The organism is Corynebacterium sanguinis, assembly GCF_007641235.1.
Lineage (GTDB): Bacteria > Actinomycetota > Actinomycetes > Mycobacteriales > Mycobacteriaceae > Corynebacterium > Corynebacterium sanguinis.
In genome coordinates, this window is the sequence record NZ_CP038157.1 from 1,542,488 (window position 1) to 1,567,299 (window position 24,812).

Here is a 24,812-nt window from a genome sequence, read left to right on the forward strand (position 1 = left end):
CCCCGTCCTAGCGAATAAGGGCGGGGAGTTCGCCGTACATGCCCGAGCCGAACCACCACGCGCCGATGGCCACTAGCGCGATGACCAGCAGCGACAGCACCGCAAAGAACGCGGTGCCGAGCACGCTGCGGTTGGTCAGCGGCTCCGGTGGCGGGGCGACGGGCGCTGGCGCCTGCTGCTCCGGCGGGCGCGGGGTGGCGGGCACCGGAACCGGGGCGGGCGCTGGCGGCACAGCGGGTACGGGGGCAACTGGCGGCGCCGCGCCAATCACGCGGGTGCTGCTCGACTCAGGAAATAGCCGCTGCTCAAGCGCGGGGGCCGCAGGTTTGGGCTGCGGGGTGTTCAGCAGGGTCACGGCCGTGGGGTGGGCCGCGGCGCGGTTCGCGGCGGAGTCGCGCGGCACGGGCACCACGTAGTCGGGCAGGTCGAGCGCTGCGGCGACGTCGTCAAGCGCGGCGAGGAACTCGGCGGCGTCGACGAAGCGGTCCTCGGGGTGGCGGGCGGTGGCTGTCGCCACGAGCTCGTCGACAAGCTTGGGCACGCCCTCAATGCGTGACGACGCCGCCGGGACGTCCCTGTTCAGCCGCGCGTACGCGTGGGCGAGCGGCGTGTCGCCGGAGAACGGGACGGTGCCCGTGAGCAGCTCAAATAACACGATGCCGGCGGAGTAGACATCGGAGGCCGGGCCCATCGGGGAGCCGTCAACCTGCTCGGGCGAGAGGTAGCTGACGGTGCCCACTATCTGGTCGGTTGAATGGGTTGAATCGGCGGCCGCGCGCACGAGGCCGAAGTCGGCGAGCTTCACGCGGTGGTCAGAGTTGATCAGAATGTTGTCCGGTTTGATGTCGCGGTGCACCATCTCCTTGCGGTGGGCGATCGAGAGCCCGGTCAGCGTCGCGCGCATCACCGCGGCGGCCGCGTGCGGGGGCATCGGGCCGCGCTCGGCCAGCAGCTCGCGCAGTGTGCCGCCGCGGATCAGCTCCATGATGAGGAAAACGTGGTCGCCCTCGTGGGAGAAGTCGTAGACGTTGACCAGGTTGGGGTGCGACAGCTGAGCCATGGCGCGGGCTTCGCGCCGGAAGCGGGTGAGAAAGAGATGATCGTCGACGTAGCGGTTATCCATCACCTTCGCGGCGACTTCCCTGCCGAGGCGGACATCGACGCAGCGGTACACCGTGGACATGCCGCCGCGGGCGATGGGGCGATCGATGACGTAGCGGTTGTCCAGATAGTCACCCACGGCAAGCTCAGTCATGCATTCCAGTATGGCCGACAAGCGCCTCCAACAGCCAACCCACAGCCGTCGCGCGGGTAAGGTATCTCACGTGAATACGCCGAATATTGACCTCGACGGATTGCTCGCCAACGAGACGCTGCTACCCCTGCCAGATGTTGCCGAGTACCTTGGCGTCCCCGTGACCAAAGTGCACGACCTTGTTGGCGCGCACAAGCTGCTCGTCTACCGCAAAGACGGGGTGAAGTACGTCCCCGAGCGCCTCTTAGGCGAGGACGGGGAGCTATCCAAGTTCGTCGGCGGCGCCATCATGGTGCTTCACGACGGCGGCTACAGCGCCGACGAGATCCTCCACTACCTGTTCACCGACGACGAGTCGCTGCCCGGCCGGCCCGTCGACGCCCTGCACGGCCACGGCGCACGTGAGGTGATCAGGCGAGCGCAGGCGATGGCGTTCTAGCCTCAGCCGGCGTTGTCGGCGCCCGCGGGTAGACCACCTCGGCGGCGATCCAGGCGGCGGCGAAGGACACGACGATGAACCAGCCGTCGTAAAAGCGGTGGTTGCCGCTGCCGGTGAAGGCGAGAGCGACCACGACGGAGAAGAAGACCGTGGCGCGCCGCACCCACAGCGGCGTACTCACCGTGCCCAGCAGGGAGAGCAGCGAGGCGTAGTACCACGGGAAGGTCACCGCGTTGGCGACAAACGCCACTGCGTAGGCACACGCGATGCCCGCCACCGCCTCGCGGTCGTTGCGGCGGAAGATAAACCACGTCAGAGCCAGGCCGACGAGCATCAGCACCGCGCCGATCCGGCGCGCGAGTGCGAGTGCCGCGTTGTAGCGGAAGTGCTCGTCGAAAAGCTGGGCGAGGGGAGTGAACGCGTCGGCGACCAAGGTGGGGCCGGCGAGCGGGTTGACCACCTTTGAGTTCCCGGAGATCTCGGCGACCCAGCCGAAGGAGGAGCCGGAGAGCACAGTAACGGCCCACAGCACGGCCATGGTCAGCACGACCGACACCGCGCCGACCAGCACGAAATCGACGGCGTTGCGCGCGAGGGTGGCGGTGTCACTGCGGCGGCGGTTGTAGGCCATCCACACCACGAACGGCAGGGCGATCGCGGCGGTGGCTTTGAGCGACACCGCGAGGCTAATCACCACGGTGCCGAGCACGAAACGGTTGCGCAGGCAGGCGAGCAGGCCCACGCTGACGAGCCCGACCATAATCGCTTCGTTGTGCATCCCGCCGACCATGTGCAGCAGCATCACCGGGTTGGCCACGCCGAGCCAGAGCGCGAGGGCGGGGTTGCCGCCGAGTTCTGCGGCGATGCGGGGCACGGCCCAGACGATCGCCGCGAACCCGGCGAGGGTAAGCAGCTTGTACGCCACGATCCCCAAGGTGACGTTGTCGCCGACGAGGGTGGTAATCCGCTCGCCAATCCACAGGTGCAGCGGCCCGTAGGGGGTGGTCGTGTTGCGCCAGTCGTGGCTGACTTCGTAGAGGTAGGGGCCCGGATTGACCGCGGCGCCTTCGGTGTAGGGGTCGAAGCCGTCGCGAAGCATTGCGCCCTGCATGAGGTAGGAGTAGACGTCGCGCGACAGGATCGGCGCGGCGAGGGCGAGCCCGGCGGTCCATAGCCAGGTCGCGCGCCGAGTCTCCGCAAAACCCGCGCGCTGGCGGGTGAGGTCGCGCCCAAACCAGACCCACGCCACCACTAGGGCAATAATGCCGGCGGTGAGCAGCGCGTCCATGATGGAGCGGCCGTGGCCGTACATGAGGTGGCCCAAGCCGAGCTCGCGCATTACGCCGCCGCGGTTGCGGGTGGCGCCAGCGCCGTAGCTGCCGAGGGCGATAACAATCCCCGCGGCGAGGCCGAGCCATACCGATCTAGGCACGGCGCTCCGTCGCCCGAATCGCCAGATCACGCAGCGTGTTCGCAACCTCGCCATCAATACCCGCCCTGCTCAAGTGGGCAAGCCCGGACTCAGTTAAGTCCGCAATTTGCTTTTCGACGTCCGCGATCGCTCCGCTGGACTCCACAATCGCCGCGAGCTCCGCGAGCTCGTCGCGATCGCTCGTGCGGCCCACGCGATCGCGCAGGCGGGCGGCGGAGACGGGGTCGGTGGCGTCGAGACGATTCAGCGCCGCGGCGAGCAGGACCGTCCGCTTGCCCTCGCGCAGGTCGTCGCCAGCCGGCTTGCCGGTGACGGCTTCGTCGCCGAAGACGCCGAGTAGGTCGTCGCGAAGCTGGAAGGCGATCCCGATGTCGCGGCCGTAGCCGCGGAACGCCTCTATCGTGTCCGCTGGCGCGCCGGCGATCGCGGCACCGAGGTGCAGCGGGCGCTCGATGGTGTAGGCGGCCGTTTTGTAGCGGTTGACGTTGTTGGCCATCTCGACAGACTCGTTGACGGCGGCCTCGAGCGCGATGTCGAGCAGCTGGCCGCCGATGACTTCGGTGCGCATGCCGCGCCACGGCTCGGCGGCGCGGGTCAGCGCGGCCTCGCTGAGGCCCGAGTAACGCCACATGTCTTCCGCCCAGATCAGTGCGAAGTCGCCGATGAGGATGGCCTCGTTGCGCCCGTAGTCCGCCGAGTCGCCGAACAGGTCGTCTTTACTGTGGCGGGCCTCCACGGCGCGGTGCACTGTGGGGTTGCCGCGCCGGGTATCGGAGGCGTCGATGATGTCGTCGTGAATCAGCGCGCACGCCTGGATCAGTTCGAGCGAGCTCACGGCGCGCAGGACAGCCTCCGGGTCCTCGGAGCCAACCCCGCCTGCGGCGCGCGCGCCGAAGAAGCCGGTCCAGGCGTACAGGGGGCGGATCCGCTTGCCGCCGCCGAGGATGAAGTCGCGCAGGTGCTGAACGGAGCGGGTGACCGGGGGGCCGATCTTCTCCACCTCGGCGTAGCGCTCGTCGAGGAATTCCTCGAGAGCGTCCTTTACAGCGGAGGGGAAATCGGCCGGGCTTACTTTGTCGATGGCCAATTCGCTCGGCACACTCACCACTGCGCTCTCCTTATAAATCCGCGATGATATTTCGCTTTAACACTACCCGCCGGCGGGCAGGGGAAGGGTGCGGCCAAGAATTGCGAAGGGGCGATCGTCGCCCGCGTAGTAAAAGTCGCGCAGGATGTCGTGAAAGCCCATCGAACGATATAGGCCGAACGCGTGATTGGATTCGTTCGGCACCTCGGGTGTGGACAACAACGCCCAGCGCGCCGGGGCGTTCCACAACAACTGGGACAACAGGGCCCGCCCGATTCCCGCGCCTTGGCGGGAGGGGTGGACGTGGATCTCGGCGACCTCGAAGTAGTCGCGCAGCATCGCGGAGTGCTGCGCGCTCAGCCCGCCGCTTTCGCGCAGGCCCCGCATGAGTTGTTGGTCCCACCACCGTTCGCGGTTCCCGATAAACCCATAGGCGATGCCGACGACCCGTTCGTCGACCGTGCCGCCGGAGGTGTTGGACGCGGTGCGTTCGATGGCGGCGACCGCAGTGAAGCCGGGCCAGATGATCTCGCGTTGCCAGACCGCGATGCGCCCAGAGCGAATCGCGGGGTCGTAGCCCATCGCCGTGATGTAAATGTCAACGAGGTCGGGGGCGAGGATCGCGAACTCGGGGCCGCTGAGGCGACGATATGTCACAGTCACCCTTCTATCGAACCACGCGGCGTGCTGGAAATGGCAGTGTTCAGCAGACATTTACGTAATTAGAACAAATGTACTATAAAGGAGCGGGGGATGTCGAACGTGCGTTTTAGAGTGATGGCAATCAAGGTAATCAAACGACCCGCACTCGGAAGGTAAGAAATGTCAAGCATCGTCTCCGCCACCACCAAGGCCGCCTATGGATCTGCCGCGCACGGAACCAGGCGTGAGCGATTCTTCCGCTCTGCCTATGTGCTTCTCGCCCAGGCGCAGGCAGACTACGCAGCTGGCGCCCTCGATGTGGCGATGGAAAACGCGTACCGTGCCGCCTTGAGGGTGGCGGGGGCAGTCAACGCCGGCTCGCCAGTCATACGCAAGCGCAAAAGGCTACCGGCAAGCGCCTGGGACAAACTCCGGCTGACGTCGGAGCGCGGCAAGGAGTGGGCCGAGACGTTCACCGCGTTCTCCGTCCAGCGCAGTCGGGTCATCACCGGTATCGAGCCACACCCCGACCCTCGCGTGGTTCAGCGCCTCATTGCGCTGGTGGAGGAGTTTCTAGAGGAGTCCATCCCCGGCGCCACAAAGGCGCCGCTGGTGGCGTAAAGGGGAGGGGCACGGCAAGCCGGGTTGAGCAAAGCCCACCTCGGGCAGGAACAATCTGGATACACTTACCGTTGTAGTAGATGTAAGCCAACCACAATCATCCAACGGTAGAGCTGGAGAGTAGACAGTGTCCCTTTCTGAGCAGGAACAGCGCACCCTTCGCGAGATCGAGCAATCGCTTCTCGCCGAGGACCCTAAGTTCGGCAACAGGGTGCCCCAGGGTTCCGGTTTCGCCGGCCAGCCGGGCGGCGGCCGACTCACCATGCGCAGCGCTGCGCTGATGGTAACTGGCCTGGTCCTGCTCATCGGTGGCGTTGCCCTCGCCACCGTCAGCGTGTGGTTAGTCGCTATCAGCGTCGTTGGGTTTGCCATCATGCTCGCCGGCGGTGTCATGGCCCTGACCTCCCCGTCGGGCGGGTCTTCGGTGCCGGTTCGCGCCGTCGCCGCACAGCGCCCCGCGCGCACCTCAAAGATGGAAGAGAACTTCAAGCGCCGTTTTGAAGGCCAGTAATTAACCGGCAGGCACAAAGCCCGCCCCGCGCACAAGCGTGGGGCGGGCTTTGTCGTCCCCACAGTGCCCCACCTTGTCCTCCCACTTTCTCCCACTAGCTGTCTACGATTCGATATTCACCGTGATGAGCCGCCTAAACGCGTGGGGAAGGTGGTTCTCAGGAGTGTGAGAGAGCTCCAAAGTTGCTCATGTGAATGCTATTCTGGGCCCTTTCACGCTTTCTTCCGGGCCACTACGCCACCTAATTTTCTCCCTTTAACCTGCGCTTTCCCTAAAGTTTCGCGACAACTCGCCCCTGAGTGTGGCGTTTGTGGGGGAAAGTGGGATAGAGTGGGGCTCAGCGGAGGGCCGTGGTGGCATCTTGACTACGTGCAACTGCGAATCGCCGCTCGAAAAATTGAACAGCCGTAGTCACAGAGTGAAGGAAGGTGGGCTTTCGGATGTTTCTGGGAACCTACACTCCCAAGCTCGACGACAAGGGACGCCTGACGCTGCCCGCCAAGTTCCGCGAGGACCTGGCGGACGGGTTGATGGTGACCAAGGGGCAAGACCACTCTCTGGCGGTCTACCCCCGCGAGGAGTTCGCAGCACGCGCCCGCAAGGCAGCTGCAGCTTCACGCACGAACCCGAAAGCGCGCGCATTTATCCGCAACCTGGCTGCCAGCGCGGATGAGCAAACGCTCGACGGTTCAGGTCGCATCACGCTGTCGCCGGCGCACCGCGAGTACGCGCACCTTTCCAAGGAGTGCGTAGTCATCGGTTCGGTCGATTTTCTCGAAATCTGGGACGCCGAGTCCTGGGCTAACTACCAGCACGAAACCGAGGCTGCCTTCGCGGCGGCCGATGACGACGACATTCTCTCCGGTCTCCTGTAGGACTGACTACCCCGCAGGCAGGCACCGACTTCCAAGCGGAGAGCGTGTACGGACTCTGTCCGTGGCGTGGAGCGTTCTGGTGTACTTCCCCGACACCAGAACAGCCGCCCGGGCAGGGCCCTATACGTTCCCCGACCGAGACACAGCACGACACACCGCGCGACAACCGCGCGCACGACGGCCAGCCAAACCAAGGGGGTGGATCCAGTGGCACACAAAGACAACGCTGCTCACATCGCGGATATGGACTTTCGAGTGGATCCCAACCACGGCCATGTTCCCGTCATGCGAGACCGCATGGCGGACTTACTCGCCCCGGCTGTCGAGGAGTTCGGTGCGGGCGCGGTCATCGTCGACGCGACACTCGGCGCGGGCGGCCACACAGAGCATTTCCTGCGGCGCTTCCCCGAGGCGTCGGTAATTGGCGTTGACCGCGACCCCGCGGCCCTGCGCGACGCGTCTGAGCGGCTGGCCCCATTCGGCGATCGCTTCGTGGGCGTGCAGGCGCGTTTCGACGACATCGGCAACGCAATCCGCGACCGCGAGGGCACCATTTTCGACGCTGCGCGCACGCACGGGGTGGCGGGCGCCCTGTTCGACCTCGGCGTGTCCTCCATGCAGCTCGACCAGGAGGAGCGCGGTTTTGCGTACAAGGTCGACGCGCCGCTGGACATGCGGATGGACCCAACGACGACGCTCACCGCGGCGGATGTGCTGAATACGTACAGCCACGGCGAGCTCGCGCGCATCTTGAAGACCTACGGTGACGAGCGCTTCGCGGGAAAGATAGCCTCCCACATCTTGAAAGAGCGCGAGAAGGCCCCGTTCGAGCGCAGCGGCCGCCTCGTAGAGCTTCTCTACCAGGCCATTCCGGCCGCCACCCGGCGCACCGGCGGGCACCCGGCGAAGCGCACGTTCCAGGCGCTACGCATCGAGGTCAACGGGGAGCTCGACGCGCTGCGAGCGGTGATCCCGGTGATCACTGACCTGCTCGGTCCGGGCGGGCGCGTGGTGTTCATGAGCTACCAGTCGCTCGAGGACAAGATCGTCAAAACCGCCCTGACCTCCCTGGCCACCTCCACAACGCCAACCGGTCTGCCGATGGACCTGCCCGGCACCGCCGCGAAATTCCGCTCGATTACCCAAGGCGCGGAAAAAGCATCCGAGGCAGAGATCGAACAGAACTCCCGGGCCGCGCCGGTGCGTGTCCGGGGCATCGAAAAGCTTCGCACTGACAACCCGTAGATGACCATGATGACCCAGACGAAAGGCCACAACGCCATGGGAGCAAGCCGAGACCTCACCGCGTCCGCCCGCTCGGGCACAGCCACCCTCGAGCGGCCGGCAGTGCGCCGCCCGCGCACGACGACGTCGCGGACGACGGCGACGCCGCAGCCGGTGCGTCGATACGCGCCGCACGCGCTGCACCCGCGCAACACCCAGGGTGTTGGCCGGCTCGGCTCCAAGCAGGTCGTGTCCGTTCGCGGCCGCAGGGTCGGCGAAGTCAAAGAGGTCAAGCGCACCTTCTCCACGATGTCCGTAATCGCGGTGCCGTTGCTCATCCTCGGGGTGCTCATCGCGATGTTCCTCTCGGGCGTGTCCACCTCGCAGTCTTTTACCATCCAGGAGCTGCAGGCTCGCGAGCGCGCGCTGAGCAACGAGGTCGAGACCCTCAACCGCGACGCGGAAAACGTCAAGTCCTCGGCCGAGATCGCGCGCAAGGCAGCTGATGCCGGGATGGTCGTCTCGCACGCGCCCGGAATCCTGTCCGTGGGTGCCGACGGCGCAGTCGAGGAGACCCGCCCGTTCAACCCTGATGCGACGCAGAAGATGACCGACGTGACCTCCGCCGACGGCCAGCGCGGCACCGAAGACCGGGCGACGAGCGACCGGGACGCCACGGCCCGCGTCGGCGACAGCCTGACCTCGGTGCCCGGCGGAAACGTCCTGGGCCAAAACACCCCGCCGGCGCCGGAGGCTGCCCCGCCGGCAAGCAACCTCGCGCCGTACGCCCCGCGCGTGAGTGCCGGAAACTAACGGGCGTGGCGGTCACGGACACAAAGCCGCGCGGCGGGCAAGATGAAGTGCGATTTGAAACAACGACGAGGCAGGTGACTTTAGCGCTGTGAATACCCCGAGCGCACGCCGCCGGCCGGAGGATCGCGGTGAGAGCACCCGCGTCGACAACCTCCGCCCGCAGCCGAGCCCTCGCGCGCCCGGTCCCCAGTCTGTGGCGCCGCAGAAGCTGATCACGCGCAAGCGCGCGAGCTTTATCGCGGCCGCATTCGTTATCGCCGCTGTGCTGCTCGTCGGCCGCTTGGCGTGGGTGCAGGTCGTGTGGGGGCCGAACCTGCAGGTGCAGGCCCAGGCACAGCGCGAACGCATCTACGACGACCCGGCCCGCCGCGGCGAGATCATCGACCGCTCGGGCAACCAGCTCGCCTACACCATGCAGGCGCGCTCGCTGACGGTCTCCCCGGTCATGCTGCGCAAGGAGCTGCGCGAGCAGCAGGAGCTGCAGATGCGTCGCGACGGCTTGTCGTCTGAGGCGATCCAGGCCCAAGTCGACGCCCGCGTTGAGGACGTCCTGCGCACCATGGCCAACGAAATCCCCCGGATGATCGAGGGGGCGCACGCTAAGGACCCAGCGGACGCGAAGGACGAGGCGCAGTCCCGCGTGAGCTCGAAGGATATCCTGGACAAGCTGCTCGCGGAGTCCGACTACGAGGTGCTCGTGCGCAACGTCGACCCCGATGTCGCGGCCGAGGTGGCCAAGGAGTTCCACGGCGTCGCGGCGGATCACCAGGACATCCGCCAGTACCCCAACGGGGCGGTCGGGGAGAACATCATCGGCAAGGTCTCTATGGACGGCCAGGGCCAGTTCGGCCTCGAGGCTTCCAGCGACAGTGTGTTGACCGGCATTAACGGTAGGTCCACCGAGGACGTCTCGGTCCAGGGCCAGTCGATCCCGGGCACGCTTCGCGACGTCGTCCCGCCCGTCGACGGCTCCCAGGTCAAGCTGACCATCGACGTTGATCTGCAGACGTTCGTGCAGCGCACCCTCGAGCAGGCGAAGGCGAATTCGCTGGCCAAGGACGCCGAGGCCGTCGTGCTCGACGCGCACACGGGCGAGGTGCTCGCCATGGCGAACACCGGGACGATCGACCCGAATGGCGATGTACAAAAGCAGCTCGCCGAGGGCCGCAGCTTTGACAACTATTCCATCTCGCACCCGTACGAGCCGGGATCCGTGGCCAAGGTGATCACGGCCGCCGCCGCGATCGAGGAGGGGCTGACGGACCCGACCGAGGTGCACCAGGTGCCCGGCTCCATCGACATGGCTGGCGTGACGGTCAACGACGCCTGGTCACACGGCGTGGCCCCCTACACCACGGCGGGGATCTTCGGTAAGTCCTCCAACGTGGGCACGCTGCAGATCGCGCAGCGCCTCGGCGAGGAGAAGTATTGGGACTACCTGCAGCGCTTCGGCATTGGGCAGACAACGGGCATCGAGCTGCCGAACGAATCCGCGGGCCTGGTTCCGGTGCTCGAGCAGTGGTCGGGCGGCACCTTTGCCAACCTGCCGATTGGCCAGGGCATGAGCTGGACCACGCTGCAGATGGCCAGCGTGTACCAAACGCTGGCCAACGGTGGCGAAAGGATCGAGCCGCGCATCATCTCCGAGGTGGTTGGGCCCGACGGCCAGCCGGCGGAGGCGCAAGCACCGAAGCGCACCCGCGTGGTCAGCGAGGCCACGGCGAAGACGACGGTGGACATGTTCCGCTCTACCTTCCAGCAGGACCCGATGGGCGTGAACTCCGGTACCGCCCAGGGCAGCGGCATCGAGGGCTACCAGTTGGCGGGTAAGACCGGCACGGCCCAGAAGGTCAACCCGGATACCGGGGCGTACTCGCAGAACCAGTTCTGGATCACCTTCGCCGGCATCGCGCCCGCCGACGACCCCCGCTTCGTCGTCGCCGTCATGCTGGACGAGCCCCAGCGCGGCCCGCTTGAGGGCGGGTCAGGTGGCCAGTCGGCCGCGCCGGTCTTCCGCGAAATCGCATCCTGGCTGCTCAACCGCGAGAACATCGCGCAGAGCCCGCCAGCCGAGCCGTACGTGCTGGAGCAGCGTTGACCCCTCTTTCACGCAAGAGGCATATAAAAGACTTAAGACAACAACCGAGGGCGGAGGAGACTAGGTGGACCAGCTCAACCAAAACAGCGCCGCGGGCGACTCGCAAGCGCCGGTGTCGCTTGGAGAGCTCGCACGCATCGCCGGAGCCGATGTTCCATCACCGGCTGAAGGTTGGGCGGACGTCGCCGTAAGCTCCGTGGGGCTCAACGCCCGCGAGGTCGCGCCGGGAGGGCTGTTCGCCGCCCTGCCGGGCACGCGTGTCCACGGTGCGCAGTTCGCCGCGGAGTCTCCCGCGCGCGCCATCCTCACCGACCGCGAGGGCCTGGACATCGTCGAAGCGGCAGGGGATCGCCGCCCCGTGCTCGTCGTCGACGACGTCCGCGCGGTGCTGGGCGAGGTCTCGGCGCACGTCTACGGGCACCCCTCGCGCCGCATGACACTTATCGGGGTCACCGGCACGTCGGGCAAGACGACCACCACCTACCTGCTGGAGCGCGGGCTGATCGCCGCCGGCGCCCAGGTCGGGCTCATCGGCACGACGGGGACGCGCATCCGCGGCCGCGACGTTCCCACCTCGCTGACCACGCCGGAGGCGCCCACCCTCCAAGCGCTGTTTGCGCGCATGGCGGCTGAGGGCGTGACGCACGTGGTCATGGAGGTCAGCTCGCACGCGCTGAGCCTGGGGCGCGTGGGCGGCACCTCGTTCGACGCGGCCGGATTTACCAATCTCAGCCAGGACCACCTCGACTTCCACCCGACAATGGAGGACTACTTCGAGGCGAAGGCGGCGTTTTTTGATCCCGCATCGTCGGTCGCGGCGTCGACAAGCGTGATCTGCGTTGATGACGAGTGGGGCGAGCGGATGGCGCAGCTCGCGTCGCGACCGCTGCGCGTGGGCACGCACGGCCAGGACGGGCTCGATTGCAGCGCGCGGCTGATCCGCGTCCGCGACAACGGTGCCCAAGACATTGAGCTGCGTATCGACGCCCACACCCACGCGTTCACCCTGCAGCTGCCGGGGGCGTTCAACGTGGCTAACGCGGCGCTCGCGACGGCGCTGGCGCGCGTGGTGGGCGCGGACGTCGCGCAGTTTGTTCGCGGGCTGGAAGACGCCGCGGTGCCGGGGCGCATGGAGCGTATCGACGCCGGCCAGGGCTTCGTAGCCGTGGTCGATTACGCGCATAAACCCGCCGCGATCGCCGCGGTGCTTGAGACGCTGCGCGAACAGGTCGACGGCAGGATCGGCATCGCCGTCGGAGCCGGTGGTGATCGCGACACCACCAAACGCGCCGTGATGGGCCGGGAGGCGGCCACGCGCGCCGACTTCGTCATCGTCACCGACGACAACCCGCGCACCGAGGACCCCGCGTCGATCCGCGCCGCGGTGCTCGACGGGGCGCGCGAGGCGGGCAGCGACGCAGAGATCAGGGAATGCGGCTCGCGCGCGGAGGCGATTGACCAGCTCGTAGCCTGGGCCCAGCCAGGTGATGCGGTGGTGGTCGTGGGCAAGGGCCACGAGGTCGGCCAGATCATTGGGGAGACGACACACCACTTCGACGATCGCGAGGAGATGCGCAGGGCTTTGGCCGAGAACGGCTACGGTGAAAACGACGCTCACGGCACCCACCAGCCGCAGGAGCTTGCAGACGGTAAGGATTTCTTCTCACATGATCCCACTTGAGTTGGCCACGATTGCCAAGATCACTGGCGGCACGCTGAGCGACAACGCGAACCCGCACGCTCTCGTCGATGGGTTCGTGGAGTTCGACTCGCGCAAGATCACCTCTGGCGGTCTGTTCGTCGCCTTGCCGGGCAAGCATGTCGACGGTCACAACTTCGCGCGCAACGCCATTGAGCAGGGCGCAGCCGGTGTGCTCGCTGCCAAGGATGTGGGTGTGGACGCGGTGATCGTGCCCAAGGCCGCCAAGCTCGACGGCGACAACTCCGAGCTCGCCGCCAACGACCCCGACGGTTCCGCTGCCGGTGTCGTCGCGGGCATGTCCAAGCTAGCCAGCTACGTGGCCACAACGCTCACTAACGAGCACGGCCTCTCGATCGTGGGGATCACGGGCTCCGCCGGCAAGACCTCGACGAAGGACCTTGTCGCGTCGGTGCTCTCCGCTGCCGGCCAGACCGTCGCGCCCCCCGGGTCGTTCAACAACGAGCTCGGCCATCCGTACACGGTGCTGCGCTGCACTGAGTCGACGAAGTTCCTCGTCGCGGAAATGTCCGCGCGCGGCATCGGCCACATCGCGCACTTGGCGACGATCGCCCCGCCGAAGTTTGGCGTGGTGCTCAACATCGGCTCGGCCCACTTGGGCGAGTTCGGTTCCAAGGAAAACATCGCGGTGGCCAAGGGCGAGCTCGTCGAGGCGCTGCCGGACGCGGCGGAGGGTGGCGTGGCCATCCTCAACGCCGACGACCCCCTCGTCGCCGGCATGGCGCCGCGCACCAGCGCGCGGGTGGTCACCTTCTCTGCCGAGCACAGCCGCGCCGACTACTACGCCACGGACATTTCGCTTGACGACGTCACCCGCGCCAGCTTCATGCTCCACTCCCCGGGCAACGATCCGCAGCGCGTGGAGCTCAACGTCTTCGGCGCCCACCAGGTGTCCAACGCTCTCGCTGCCGCGGCCGTCGGCATCGAAAGCGGTATTGACGCCGCCACTGTCGCGCGCTGCCTGAGCGATGCTCACGGCGTGTCCGGCAACCGCATGGACGTGCAAACCCGTAGCGACGGGGTCACCGTGATCAACGACGCGTACAACGCCAACCCGGACTCGATGCGCGCCGGGATCGCGGCGCTGGGATTTACGGCCGCCGCACGCCCCGGTGTGCGCTCTATCGCGGTGCTGGGTGAGATGGGGGAGCTCGGAGGCGATTCGGTCAGCGCGCACCGCGAGCTCGGCAACGAGCTGGCTCGCTACCGCGTCACACACCTCGTCGCGGTCGGGGATAACCCCGCGATGGACGCGCTGAAGGACCGGGCGCGCGACCGCGGGATCCACGTCGACTCCGCCCGGGACGTCGACGAGGCCACATCCCTAGTGAAGGCGATCCTGTCGGTGCCGCCGGCGGGGGAGGAAGGTTGGTACGAGCGCGACACGCGCGACGTGGTGCTGGTGAAGGCATCGAACGCGCTCGGGCTCTGGGCGGTGGCGAACGCCCTGCTGCAAGGGCATAGCATGAGGGGCCACACACATTTCGGAGACGGGGAGCGCTAAAGCACTATGGTTCAGATTTTCATCGCGGGAGCCGTCGCGTTCCTTGTGGCCATCTTTGTCACGCCGCTACTGATCCGCTACTTCAACCGCCGCGCGATGGGCCAGGAGATCCGCGAGGACGGCCCGAAGTCGCACGCGCGCAAGCGCGGCACCCCGACGATGGGTGGTATCGCCATCCTGCTGGCGATCACCCTGGGTTATGTCGCGTCGGGGCTGTGGTCGATGTTCACGGGCCACCGCGTGTTCTCCGCCACCGGCCTCATCGTGCTGGGGTTGACCCTGGCACTCGGCGCCGTCGGGTTCGCTGACGATGGCATGAAGCTGTTTTTCAAGCGCAACCTCGGCCTGAACAAGACCGCGAAGCTCGTCGCCCAGTTGGGCATCGCGCTCGCTTTCGGCCTGTTGGTGCTGCAGTTTCCCGACGAGAACGGCCAGACCCCGGCGTCAACGAACTTGAGTTTCGTCCGCGACATGAACACCATTAACTTCGCGGCCGTCGGCGGCGTCGTGGGCGTGATCATGTTCCTGGTCTTCATCTACTTCCTGCTCGCGGCCTGGTCCAACGCCGTCAACCTCACCGACGGCCTCGACGGCCTGGCCGCGGGAACCACGTCGCTGGTGATGGCTGCGTACACGGGCGTGACGTTCTGGCAGTTCCGCAACTCCTGCTCCGCCGCGCCGGGCCCCGGCTGCTACGACGTGCGCGACCCCCTCGACTTGGCGGTGCTGGCTGCGGCCGGCTTCGGCGCCTGCATGGGATTTCTGTGGTGGAACGCCTCCCCCGCGAAGATCTTCATGGGCGATACTGGATCGCTCGCGCTTGGTGGTTTGGTCGCGGGCCTGTCGGTGACCTCCAAGACGGAGCTGCTCATGGTTATCATCGGCTCGGTGTTCGTCATGGAGGCCGCCTCTGTGGTGATCCAGGTCGTGTCGTTCAAGGCGACAGGCAAGCGCGTGTTCCGCATGGCGCCGTTCCACCACCACTTTGAAAACGGCGGTTGGGCGGAGCAGACCGTGGTGATTCGCTTTTGGCTGATTGCGGCGATGTCCGTGGCCACCGGCTTGGCGCTGTTCTACGGTGAGTGGTTGACCAAGGTCGGGGTGACCATGCCATGACGGCACCCGTCGAGACCGCGTTGGTCCCTGAAGCACTGCGCGGCGGTGTCCTTGTCGCCGGCGCTGGCGTTTCGGGCCTCGGCGCCGCGCGACTGCTGGATGCGGTCGGCGTGACGTGCGTCGTGGCCGACGATAACCCGGCCAACCGCGAGAAAGTCGCCGGGGAAACCTCCGCGAGAGCGGTCAGTACCGCCGACGCAACGGAGCTTTTCGACGAGGTCTCTATCGTGGTGACGTCGCCGGGGTGGCGCCCGGATTCACCGCTGCTCGTCGCCGCGCAGGACGCGGGCCTGGAGGTCATCGGCGACGTTGAGCTGTGCTTCCGCCTCGACCGCGCCGGCGTGTTCGGGTCCCCGCGCACCTGGCTCGTGGTCACGGGAACAAACGGCAAGACCACGACGACGGGCATGCTCGCCTCCATCATGGGCGAGGCCAGCAAGGACTCGGGCCTGCGCGCCCAGGCCTGCGGCAACATCGGGGTCGCGGTGAGCGATGCGCTTGTCGACGCCCACCGGGTCGACGTCCTCGTCGCCGAGCTGTCGAGCTTCCAGCTCTACTGGTCGCATCAGCTCGTTCCGGACGCGGGCGTGCTGCTCAACCTCGCCGATGACCACATCGACTGGCACGGTTCCTTTGCCGCGTACGCGCAGGCGAAGGCAAAGGTGCTGCGCGCTCGGGTTGCTGTCGCGGGCGTCGATGACGCGGAGGTAGCGAGCCTCGCGGCGCGCACCGGAAGGGACGACGTGATTGGTTTCACCCTTGGTGAGCCGGGCCCGAACCAGGCGGGCGTGATCGGCCACAGGCTGGTTTTCAACAGCGGCGCCGAGCTGCAGGACCTCGCCTCGGTCACGGGCATTGAGCCAGCCGGGATCGCTGGCGTGCTCGATGCGTTGGCGGCCGCGGCGGTTGCGGTCTCCCAGGGGGTGTCGTCGCAACGCATTGACGACGGCCTGCGGTCCTACCGCATCGAGGGCCACCGCGGCGCGGTCGTGCACGAGGCGAACGGGGTCAGGTGGGTGGATAACTCCAAGGCGACGAACCCCCACGCGGCGGACTCCGCGCTTGCCGGTGCCGGCGAGCCCGGCACCGTGGTGTGGGTTGCGGGTGGCCAGCTCAAAGGCGCGAGCGTCGATGAGCTCGTCGCAACGCACGCTCACCTGTTTCGGGCTGTGGCGATGCTCGGCGTGGACCGGGAGATTGTGCTGGAGGCCGTGCGTCGACACGCGCCCGGCGTGCCGGTGTTCGTGAGCGAGTCCACGGACCCGGCCGAGGCGATGGATCAGTGCGTGCGTTTCGCCGCCGAGCAGGCCCTGCCGGGGGACACGGTGCTGCTGGCCCCGGCTGCGGCGAGCTTGGATATGTTTTCCGGGATGTCTGCGCGTGGCGACGAATTTGCCGCGGCTGCAATGAGACACTGCGTGTAATTCATTTGCACCCCGTGTTGCTACTGTCGCTGGAGTGCTTTGGGGGGCTAATGTGACTGTAGTGAATATCTCGCCGCCGAAGGCGGGAAACGACAGCAACTGATGCGACAACGGAGAGCACAAGAAGGCGAAGGGGCAGCTTTTATGACGACAACTCGAGGCGGGCGCCCGCGGCACCCACGCGAGGCAGCGCCACTGGGACCGCGCACGTCCCAGCGCCCCACGCAACGCAAGCCCGCCTCGGCGGACCAGCCCGGCCAGCAGTCGGGTCTGGCGCGACTGATCCGCCGCACCCAGGCGGCAATGGATTCGCGCGCGCTGACGGACTACACCCTGATCCGGACGATCGTTTTGGTCCTGACCGGCCTCGGCGTGGTCATGGTGCTCAGTTCCTCGATGGCATCGTCGTTCGCCTCGTCCGCATCCGTGTGGTCGCAGGCACTGCGCCAGACCGTCATGGTCGCCGGCGGCCTGTTCCTTTTTTGGATCATGCTGAAGATGCCCCCGGACCGGCTGCGCCGCCTGGCCCACGTGATCATGATTGTCGCCGTGCTGCTACTGATCGTCGTGCTCACCCCCATCGGCACCGGCCGCGATGAGGTGGGGTCGCAGTCCTGGCTGGTCTTCGGCCCGATCAGCGTTCAGCCCTCTGAGCTGGCGCGCGTCGCCATCGCCATCTGGGGTGCGAGCGTGCTCGCGAACAAGGATTACACCCGCCCCTCCAAGCTGGACAACGGCTTCGCGCCGTTTATCGCCGTAGCCATCCTCTGCGTCGGGCTGATCGGGCTGCAGGGCGACTACGGCATGGCGGTGTCGTTCTCCGTCGTCGTCGCTTTCATCTTGCTCTTCGCTGGCATCTCCTGGCGCCTCATCGGCGCCGCCGCGGCGGTGGCGATGGTGGGCATGGTGTTCGTCTTCCTCTCCGGCGGCTACCGCTCCGACCGCTTCCACGTCTACTTCGACGCGCTCTTCGGCCGCTTCGAGGACACGCGCGACACCGCCTTCCAGTCCCACCAGGGCTACTTATCGCTTGCCGACGGCTCCCTGTTCGGCGTCGGCCTCGGCCAATCACGCGCCAAGTGGTTCTACCTCCCCGAGGCGCGCAACGACTTCATCTTCGCCGTCATCGGCGAGGAGCTGGGCCTGTGGGGCGGCGCCCTGGTAATCATCCTGTTCGGCCTGCTGGCGTTCTTCGGCCTGCGCGCCGCGCGCCGCGCCCAGAACCAGTTCCAGGCGCTGCTCGCCGCGGCGCTGACAACGGGCGTGGTGTCCCAGGCGTTTATCAACATCGCCTACGTGCTGGGTCTGCTGCCCGTGACCGGCATCCAGCTGCCCATGCTCTCGGCAGGTGGTACCTCCGCGGTGATCACACTGGCCGCGATGGGAATCCTCGCCTCGGTGGCGCGCCACGAGCCAGACGCGGTCTCATCCATGCAGAACTACGGCCGCCCCGCGTTCGACCGGATCCTGGGCATCGGCGAGCCGAAGTCCCCAGGCCAGCTTGCCAAGCCCCAGGCGCGCCGTCCCGAGCAGCGCGCTAGCGCCGGCCACCGCGAGCGCTACGGCGACCCGGTCACCGCGCGCCCGCCGGTGTCACGGCGTCCGATGCAGCGCCCGGTGCAGCGCCCCGCTGCGGGTGTCCGCGCCCCGGAGCGCCCGCGCTACGATGTCCGCAGAGACAATTCCTGGCGCGGAGACCGCCGCGCCAGCTAGAAGGGAGTCCCCCGCCGTATGGCTGAGAAGCTAAGCGTCGTCGTCGCCGGTGGCGGCACCGCCGGACACATCGAACCCGCCCTGGCGGTGGGGGAGGTGCTGCGCGATGAGTTCGGTGCCTTTGTTACCGCACTCGGCACGGAGAAAGGGCTGGAGACGGCCATCGTCCCGTCGCGCGGTTTCGAGCTCAACCTGATCGACCCGGTGCCGATCCCGCGCTCCACACCGTGGCTTCTGCCGGGGGTGCCGTTCAAGCTGGCCAAATCCGTGTACCAGACCCGGTCCGCGCTCAAGCGCGTCGGCGCGGACGTGGTCTTCGGCACCGGCGGCTACGTCGCCGCCTCCGCGTACCTGGCCGCGGCGTCGCTGCGGCTGCCGTTCTTTGTACTGGAGACCAACGCGCTGGCCGGGATGGCCAACAAGCTCGGGGTGCGCCTCGGCGGCACCGGATTCAACGCGGTGGCGGGTTCCGGGATGCCGGGCGAGGTCGTGGGCATTCCCGTTCGCCCCGGCGTGGGCAGCGACCCGGACGGCACCAAGGCCGAGCACGGTTACAAGATGTGGAACCTGGACCCGGGCCGGAAGACGATTTTGGTCACCGGGGGATCGCAGGGCGCGGTAAGCATTAACGCTGCTCTTGCGGGGGCCGTCGATACGCTCGCGGCGAAGGGGTGGCAGGTGCTTCACGCCTACGGGCGCAAGAACGACGCGCCCGCCGCGCACGAGCACTACACGGCCGTGCCCTACATTGACGCGATGGAGCAGGCATACGCCGTCGCGGACCTCGTGGTGTGCCGCTCGGGGGCGATGACCGTGGCGGAAAACTCCGCCGCCGGGCTTCCCGCGATCTACGTGCCGTTGCCGCACGGCAACGGTGAGCAGGGGCTCAACTCCGCCCACCTTGTGGACATGGGCGCCGCCGCGCGCATTGACGACGCCGACCTCAGCGCCGAGCGGCTGATCCACGAGGTCGATGCCATCCTCGGCGATCCGCAGCGCTTGGAGCAAATGCGGGCCTCGTTGAAGGATTCCGGCGCGGGCGACGTCGCGCGCGAGCTGGCGCTGCGCACTGTCCGTTCCGCGAGATCACCCCGCTAACCACCACCCCCACAGCACCGTTAACGTTTACCTACCCGGGAGGTTGCCGATGCCCAGCATCGACCTGTCACGCGTCCATCTCATCGGAATCGGAGGCGCCGGCATGTCCGGGCTCGCGCACATCGCGCTGCGCCGCGGCTCGGTGGTCACGGGGTCGGATGTGAAAGACTCGCGCCCGGTGCAGGCGCTGCGCACCCAGGGCGCGACGATTGCGGTCGGCCACGACTGGCGCAACCTCGAGCTCGCGGGGGAGCTGCCGACGGTGGTGGTGACCAGTTTCGCGGCGATCCCGAAGGACAACCCGGAACTGATGCGCGCCGCCGAGGAGTCGATCCCCGTGATTCGGCGCTCTGACCTGCTCGCGGAGCTGATGGAGGGCTCGACCCAGCTGCTGCTCGCGGGGACGCACGGGAAAACGTCGACGACGTCGATGTCGGTCGTGGCGCTGCAGGCGGCGGGCGAGGACCCCTCGTTCGCCATCGGAGGCCAGCTCAACCTCGCCGGCACGAACGCCCACCAGGGTGCGGGCGAGGTGTTCGTGGCCGAGGCCGACGAGTCCGACGCCTCCCTGCTGCGCTACAAGCCGGACGTCGCCGTGATCACCAACATCGAGCCGGATCACCTGGACTACTTCGGCACGGCGGAGAAGTACTTCGAGGTTTTCGACAGCTTCGCCGACCGCATCCAGCCCGGCGGCCACCTCGTGGTGTGCCTGGATGACGCCAACGCGGCCGCCTGCGGGCAGCGCGCCCGCGCCCGCGGCGTCACCGTGGTCGGGTACGGCACGGCCGCCGCGGCGTCTCGCTACCCGGATATCGAGGCGGCGGCCGTGATCACCACCTCGGATGCGACCTCGGCCGAGGTTGAGCTCAGCGTCGGGGGTGTCAGCCGCACGGTGCGCTACACGTTGAGCATCCCGGGCCACCACATGGTGCTCAATGCGGCCGGGGCGCTGCTGGCGTGCACGCTCGTCGGGGCGGACCCGGACAAGCTGGCCGAGGGGTTGACTGGCTTTACCGGCGTGCGCCGCCGCTTCGAGCTCAAGGGCGAGATCACGGGCGGGCGCTTCGCGGGAGTGCGCGTGTACGACGATTACGCGCATCACCCCACCGAGGTCACCGCGGTGCTCACCGCCGCGCGCGACACCGTGCGCGCCGCGGGCCAGGGGGGCCGCGTTGTGGCGTGCTTCCAGCCGCACCTGTACTCGCGGACCATCGCGTTTGCGCAGCAGTTCGCCGCCGCGCTCTCGCTGGCCGACTCCGTGGTGCTCCTCGACATCTTTGGCGCCCGCGAGGAACCCGTCGAGGGGGTGGATTCGCGCATCATCATCGACCAGATGGATCCGGAAGTTTCAGCGAGAACGGTGTACGAACCGAACTTCTCCCACGCCCCGTCCACGATCGCGGGGATCACGCAGGCTGGTGACCTCGTGCTGACGATGGGCGCGGGCACAGTCACGCTGCTTGGCGACGACATCCTCGCCACGCTCGGGGAGGGCTAGACAATGGCTCGCCTACAACGCCGCATTCTCATAGGGGCCGTGGTCGCGGCAATCCTCATTGCGATCGCCGCTGTAGTCCTGCCGCGCACCCAGGTATTCGCGGTCGAAGAGATCGCCGTTGAGGGCGCGGTGCAGCTGAGCCCGGAGGAGGTCGAAGCTGCAACAGGGATTGTCAACGGTACCCCGATCGGGGCGGTCAACACCCACGACGCGGCCGTCGGTGTGGCGGGGCTCCCGTGGGTCGAAAGCGTGACGGTCACCAGGTCGTGGCCGTCGAAGATCAAGATAGAGCTGGTGGAGCATACCGCGGTGGCCTTTGTCGCCGAGCCCGACGGCAGCCACCTGATCAACGCACAAGGGGAGGTGTTCGCCGTGGACGACCCGCCCGCCGGGGCGGTGGAGATCACCGGTGCGGCGGCTCGAGACGGCGCCGCGCTGTCCGGAGCGATGGGCGTGGTGTCGTCGATAAGCGGGCCGAGCCGCGAGGCAGTCGCCTCGATTGAGGCGCGCAGCCCGAACACGTTTGTTCTCAAGCTCAAGGACGGCCGCACCGTGGTGTGGGGGGCGAGCGAAAACAACGCCAACAAGGCGCTGGCGCTGGAGACCGTGCTGCAGCGCGAGGGCCAGGAGTTCAACATTTCCAACCCGCAGCAGGTGACGGTGCGCTAGGGGCGCGGCAAAACCCCAGGTTAAAACCCTAAAGTAAAGGTTTAGGGTAGTGACACGCCGGCCTAAAAACATCAAAAGTGCAATTTCTCGCCCATGATGGAGACCACGTAAGGCCCATGAACCAAGAGTTACCTGAAAGGCGAGACACCCCCCATGACATCTCCCGCTAACTACCTCGCCATGATCCGCGTCGTCGGAGTCGGTGGCGGCGGCGTCAACGCCGTCAACCGGATGATCGAGGAAGGGTTGAAAGGCGTCGAATTCGTCGCCGTCAACACCGACTCCCAGGCGCTGCTGTTCACCGACGCCGACACCAAGCTCGACATCGGTCGCGAGGCTACCCGTGGACTCGGCGCGGGCGCGAACCCGGAGGTCGGCCGCACCTCCGCAGAGGATCACAAGCAGGAGATCGAGGAGTCGCTTAAGGGCTCCGACATGGTGTTCGTCACCGCCGGCGAGGGCGGCGGCACCGGCACCGGCGCGGCCCCGGTCGTCGCTGGGATTGCTAAGAAGATGGGCGCGCTGACCATCGGCGTTGTTACCCGCCCCTTCTCGTTTGAGGGCAAGCGTCGCACCCGCCAGGCCATGGAGGGCATCGCCAACCTCAAAGAGGTCTGCGACACCGTCATCGTCATCCCCAACGACCGCCTGCTCCAGCTTGGCGACGCCGAACTGTCCATGATGGAAGCCTTCCGCGCCGCCGACGAGGTGCTCTACAACGGCGTGCAGGGCATCACCAACCTGATCACCATCCCCGGCATGATCAACGTCGACTTTGCCGACGTGCGCTCCGTCATGGCCGACGCCGGTTCCGCGCTCATGGGCGTCGGCTCCGCCCGCGGCGACAACCGCGTCATGGCGGCCACGGAGCAGGCGATTAACTCGCCGCTGCTGGAGGCGACGATGGAGGGCGCGAAGGGCGTTCTCATCTCGGTGGCCGGCGGTTCCGACCTGGGACTGATGGAGGTCAACAACGCCGCCTCCATCGTCGAGGAGAAGGCCGACGATGACGCCAACATCATCTTCGGCACGATCATCGACGACAACCTCGGCGACGAGGTGCGCGTGACCATCATCGCGACCGGCTTCGACGAGAAGGCCAACGTGCGCCCCGACGCCGAGCAGCCGCAGTCGGAGGGTTCGACTCGCGCCGTGACCGTTGAGCCGGAGCCCGCCTCCGAGACTGCTACACCGGCGCCGCAGCGCGGCTCGCTTTTCGACGACCGCAGCGCCGACGCCCCGACCAGTGACTACGACCGCACCAGCGAGTCGCGCCAGCCGCGCCACCGCTACGAGGAGCGCCGCACCGGCCTGTTCACCGAGCGCGAGGAGCGCCGCGCGCCGCGTTACGACGACGTCGACGTCCCCGACTTCCTGCAGTAAGTAGGCGGCTGCGGGTTCGGGGGGCCTCCGCGCAGTATGGACTGCGCATTTTACGACGCCGGGCCGGCGAACCCGCAGGTCGCGTCAGGCCTGTGTGGCCATATTGCGCAGTAGACATTGCGCAGTGGCCCATGCGCTGCCGCGCACCGGGTGAGACGACCAGCCACGCAGGCATTACCCGCCGCGTCCCACTAGCCTGGACCGTATGCGAAACGCCACATCTGATCCCCACAGCGTGAGCGAGCGCCCCGTCCGCATGGTGTTTACCTCCCGTGCTGGCGGGGCGTCGGCGCCCCCGTACGCATCGTTCAACCTTGCTGAGCACGTTGGCGATGCCCCCGACGCCGTCGCCGACAACCGCGCGCGCTTAGCGCGCGTCCTCGGGCTTGATCCGCAGCGACTTGTTTGGATGGAGCAGCTGCACACCAACACCGTCACCGTCGTCGATGGCCCGCAGTCACAGCCCGTGGAGGCGACCGATGCCCTGGTCACCATCACGCCCGGCCTTGCCCTGTGCGTGCTGGTCGCCGACTGCGTGCCCGTGCTTTTATCCGACCACGCCGCGGGGGTGATCGCCGCGGTGCACGCCGGCCGCGTCGGGGCACGCAACGGCATTGTGCGCAAGGCGGTCGACGCCATGGTGGGGCTGGGCGCATCCCCGCGCAACATCCAGGCGCTGCTGGGGCCCGCGGCGGCGGGGGAGTCGTACGAGGTGCCCGGTGACATGGCTGCGGACGTCGAGAAGCAGCTGCCTGGCTCTCGGGTGACAACGCCACAGGGAACGAGTGGGCTGGATATCCGCGCCGGGCTGGTGCGCCAGCTGATGTCGATGGGGGTCACCCACATCGACGCGGACCCGCGCGATACCGTGGCCGATGAGGATTTCTTTTCGTACCGGCGCGAGGGCACGACAGGCCGCCAGGCCGGTGTGATCTGGTTGACGGGAGAAAGCGATGGATAGAAAAGACGAGCTGGCCACAAACCTTGAGCGCGTGCGCGCCCAGATCAGCGAGGCGGTCACGGCTGCTGGGCGCACCGAGGGCAGCGTGCGGCTGATCCCGGTGTCCAAGTTTCACCCGGTGGCCGATATCGCGGTGCTCGGTGAGCTCGGCGTGGAGCTCGTGGGGGAGAACCGCGAGCAGGAAGCGCGCGCCAAGGCCGAGGAGTTGGTGCAGGCGGGTGCGGGTGTGCGGATCGCGATGATCGGCCAGATCCAGTCGAAAAAGGCCAACGCCGTGGCGCGGTGGGCGGCGGAGGTGCATTCCGTCGACTCGGTGAGACTCGCCACCGGGCTCGACCGCGGCATGGAGCTGGCGCTCGAGCGCGGCGACCGCACATCCACACGGCTGCGCTGCCTGGTGCAGGTTTCCGCCGACGGCGACACGGCCCGCGGCGGCGTCGCCTACGAGGGCCTCGACGAGGTGGCGGACGCCATTGAGGCGGCGACGCACATCGAGCTCGGCGGGCTCATGGTCGTCCCGCCGCTCGGTTCGGACGAGACCGCGGTGTTCACGGGCGCGCGCGAGCGTGCCGACGCCCTGGGTGACCGCATCGGGCGTCCCATGGACCTGTCCGCGGGCATGTCCGGGGACTTCGCGACAGCGATCGCCTGCGGTTCCGACATCGTGCGTGTCGGAACCGGGGTGTTTGGCGCCCGGCCCGTAGGCTAGCCCTCAACGGACGGCAA

General features: G+C 67.4%; 21 protein-coding genes and 1 pseudogene. 18 read left to right on the forward strand and 4 right to left on the reverse strand.

All coding sequences use genetic code 11. From position 1 onward, the window contains the following. Positions 1 to 13: 13 nt before the first annotated feature. A pseudogene (locus E3227_RS07500) lies at positions 14 to 1,255 on the reverse strand (protein kinase domain-containing protein); the annotation flags it as partial. On the opposite strand from E3227_RS07500, the gene E3227_RS07505 reads away from it, so the two are divergent. Then, positions 1,254 to 1,694 (forward strand): Rv2175c family DNA-binding protein, encoded by a 441-nt coding sequence (locus tag E3227_RS07505; RefSeq protein WP_136651496.1) that lies wholly within the window; start codon positions 1,254 to 1,256, stop codon positions 1,692 to 1,694. The pseudogene E3227_RS07500 and the gene E3227_RS07505 sit on opposite strands and share 2 nt — an antisense overlap. Here the strand turns inward: E3227_RS07505 and E3227_RS07510 are convergent. Genes E3227_RS07510 through E3227_RS07520 form a run of 3 tightly spaced genes read right to left on the reverse strand, consistent with a single transcriptional unit; the run spans position 1,666 to position 4,876 of the window. Continuing rightward, a complete protein-coding gene (locus E3227_RS07510) occupies positions 1,666 to 3,126 on the reverse strand; it encodes an alpha-(1->6)-mannopyranosyltransferase A (RefSeq protein ID WP_136651497.1) in 1,461 nt (486 codons plus the stop codon). The two genes, E3227_RS07505 and E3227_RS07510, sit on opposite strands and share 29 nt — an antisense overlap. Continuing rightward, positions 3,119 to 4,231 carry a polyprenyl synthetase family protein gene (locus E3227_RS07515; protein ID WP_281281329.1) on the reverse strand — a complete coding sequence of 371 codons (1,113 nt, stop codon included), beginning with the start codon at positions 4,229 to 4,231 and terminating at the stop codon, positions 3,119 to 3,121. The genes E3227_RS07510 and E3227_RS07515 overlap by 8 nt, the downstream gene beginning before the upstream one ends. Before the next feature lie 45 nt (positions 4,232 to 4,276). Next, positions 4,277 to 4,876 (reverse strand): GNAT family N-acetyltransferase, encoded by a 600-nt coding sequence (locus tag E3227_RS07520; protein WP_144318067.1) that lies wholly within the window; start codon positions 4,874 to 4,876, stop codon positions 4,277 to 4,279. A gap of 159 nt (positions 4,877 to 5,035) precedes the next feature. Here E3227_RS07520 and E3227_RS07525 point away from each other — a divergent pair, with 159 nt between their 5' ends. The 17 genes from E3227_RS07525 to E3227_RS07605 all read left to right on the forward strand — a co-directional run bounded on the left by E3227_RS07525 (position 5,036) and on the right by E3227_RS07605 (position 24,795). Beyond that, a complete protein-coding gene (locus E3227_RS07525; RefSeq protein ID WP_136651499.1) occupies positions 5,036 to 5,476 on the forward strand; it encodes an SAV_6107 family HEPN domain-containing protein in 441 nt (146 codons plus the stop codon). Between the two features lie 127 nt (positions 5,477 to 5,603). Beyond that, the gene (locus E3227_RS07530) at positions 5,604 to 5,987 is read left to right on the forward strand and encodes a DUF3040 domain-containing protein (protein ID WP_136651500.1); all 384 of its coding nucleotides are present in this window, start codon (positions 5,604 to 5,606) and stop codon (positions 5,985 to 5,987) included. 440 nt (positions 5,988 to 6,427) lie between these two features. Further along, positions 6,428 to 6,862, forward strand: coding sequence for a division/cell wall cluster transcriptional repressor MraZ (mraZ, locus tag E3227_RS07535; protein WP_144318068.1), 435 nt, complete (start codon positions 6,428 to 6,430; stop codon positions 6,860 to 6,862). A 243-nt stretch (positions 6,863 to 7,105) separates the two neighbouring features. Next, positions 7,106 to 8,107 (forward strand): 16S rRNA (cytosine(1402)-N(4))-methyltransferase RsmH, encoded by a 1,002-nt coding sequence (gene rsmH / locus E3227_RS07540; RefSeq protein ID WP_144318620.1) that lies wholly within the window; start codon positions 7,106 to 7,108, stop codon positions 8,105 to 8,107. After that, the gene (gene ftsL / locus E3227_RS07545) at positions 8,108 to 8,899 is read left to right on the forward strand and encodes a cell division protein FtsL (protein ID WP_246062652.1); all 792 of its coding nucleotides are present in this window, start codon (positions 8,108 to 8,110) and stop codon (positions 8,897 to 8,899) included. It begins immediately after the preceding gene. A gap of 88 nt (positions 8,900 to 8,987) precedes the next feature. Further along, positions 8,988 to 10,997, forward strand: coding sequence for a peptidoglycan D,D-transpeptidase FtsI family protein (locus E3227_RS07550; protein WP_144318069.1), 2,010 nt, complete (start codon positions 8,988 to 8,990; stop codon positions 10,995 to 10,997). A gap of 64 nt (positions 10,998 to 11,061) precedes the next feature. Beyond that, positions 11,062 to 12,678, forward strand: coding sequence for a UDP-N-acetylmuramoyl-L-alanyl-D-glutamate--2,6-diaminopimelate ligase (locus E3227_RS07555; protein ID WP_144318070.1), 1,617 nt, complete (start codon positions 11,062 to 11,064; stop codon positions 12,676 to 12,678). Next, the gene (locus E3227_RS07560) at positions 12,665 to 14,221 is read left to right on the forward strand and encodes a UDP-N-acetylmuramoyl-tripeptide--D-alanyl-D-alanine ligase (protein WP_144318071.1); all 1,557 of its coding nucleotides are present in this window, start codon (positions 12,665 to 12,667) and stop codon (positions 14,219 to 14,221) included. The genes E3227_RS07555 and E3227_RS07560 overlap by 14 nt, the downstream gene beginning before the upstream one ends. 6 nt (positions 14,222 to 14,227) lie before the next feature. Beyond that, positions 14,228 to 15,337, forward strand: a complete 1,110-nt coding sequence (mraY, locus tag E3227_RS07565; RefSeq protein ID WP_144318072.1) for a phospho-N-acetylmuramoyl-pentapeptide-transferase — start codon at positions 14,228 to 14,230, stop codon at positions 15,335 to 15,337. After that, on the forward strand, positions 15,334 to 16,761 hold the full coding sequence (murD, locus tag E3227_RS07570; RefSeq protein WP_144318073.1) for a UDP-N-acetylmuramoyl-L-alanine--D-glutamate ligase: 1,428 nt from the start codon (positions 15,334 to 15,336) through the stop codon (positions 16,759 to 16,761). Before mraY ends, murD begins: the two co-directional genes overlap by 4 nt. Positions 16,762 to 16,905: 144 nt before the next feature. Next, a complete protein-coding gene (locus E3227_RS07575) occupies positions 16,906 to 18,474 on the forward strand; it encodes an FtsW/RodA/SpoVE family cell cycle protein (protein WP_425456895.1) in 1,569 nt (522 codons plus the stop codon). An 18-nt stretch (positions 18,475 to 18,492) separates the two neighbouring features. Beyond that, on the forward strand, positions 18,493 to 19,572 hold the full coding sequence (locus E3227_RS07580) for a UDP-N-acetylglucosamine--N-acetylmuramyl-(pentapeptide) pyrophosphoryl-undecaprenol N-acetylglucosamine transferase (RefSeq protein ID WP_144318074.1): 1,080 nt from the start codon (positions 18,493 to 18,495) through the stop codon (positions 19,570 to 19,572). Positions 19,573 to 19,621: 49 nt separating this feature from the next. Next, positions 19,622 to 21,073, forward strand: coding sequence for a UDP-N-acetylmuramate--L-alanine ligase (murC, locus tag E3227_RS07585; RefSeq protein WP_144318075.1), 1,452 nt, complete (start codon positions 19,622 to 19,624; stop codon positions 21,071 to 21,073). A gap of 3 nt (positions 21,074 to 21,076) precedes the next feature. Next, a complete protein-coding gene (locus E3227_RS07590; protein ID WP_144318076.1) occupies positions 21,077 to 21,742 on the forward strand; it encodes a cell division protein FtsQ/DivIB in 666 nt (221 codons plus the stop codon). Positions 21,743 to 21,895: 153 nt separating this feature from the next. Then, a complete protein-coding gene (ftsZ, locus tag E3227_RS07595; RefSeq protein WP_136651510.1) occupies positions 21,896 to 23,125 on the forward strand; it encodes a cell division protein FtsZ in 1,230 nt (409 codons plus the stop codon). A gap of 205 nt (positions 23,126 to 23,330) precedes the next feature. Next, a complete protein-coding gene (pgeF, locus tag E3227_RS07600; RefSeq protein WP_144318077.1) occupies positions 23,331 to 24,086 on the forward strand; it encodes a peptidoglycan editing factor PgeF in 756 nt (251 codons plus the stop codon). Beyond that, positions 24,079 to 24,795: a YggS family pyridoxal phosphate-dependent enzyme gene (locus tag E3227_RS07605; protein WP_144318078.1), complete on the forward strand. Its 717-nt coding sequence runs from the start codon at positions 24,079 to 24,081 to the stop codon at positions 24,793 to 24,795. The genes pgeF and E3227_RS07605 overlap by 8 nt, the downstream gene beginning before the upstream one ends. The last annotated feature ends 17 nt before the right edge of the window (positions 24,796 to 24,812 follow it).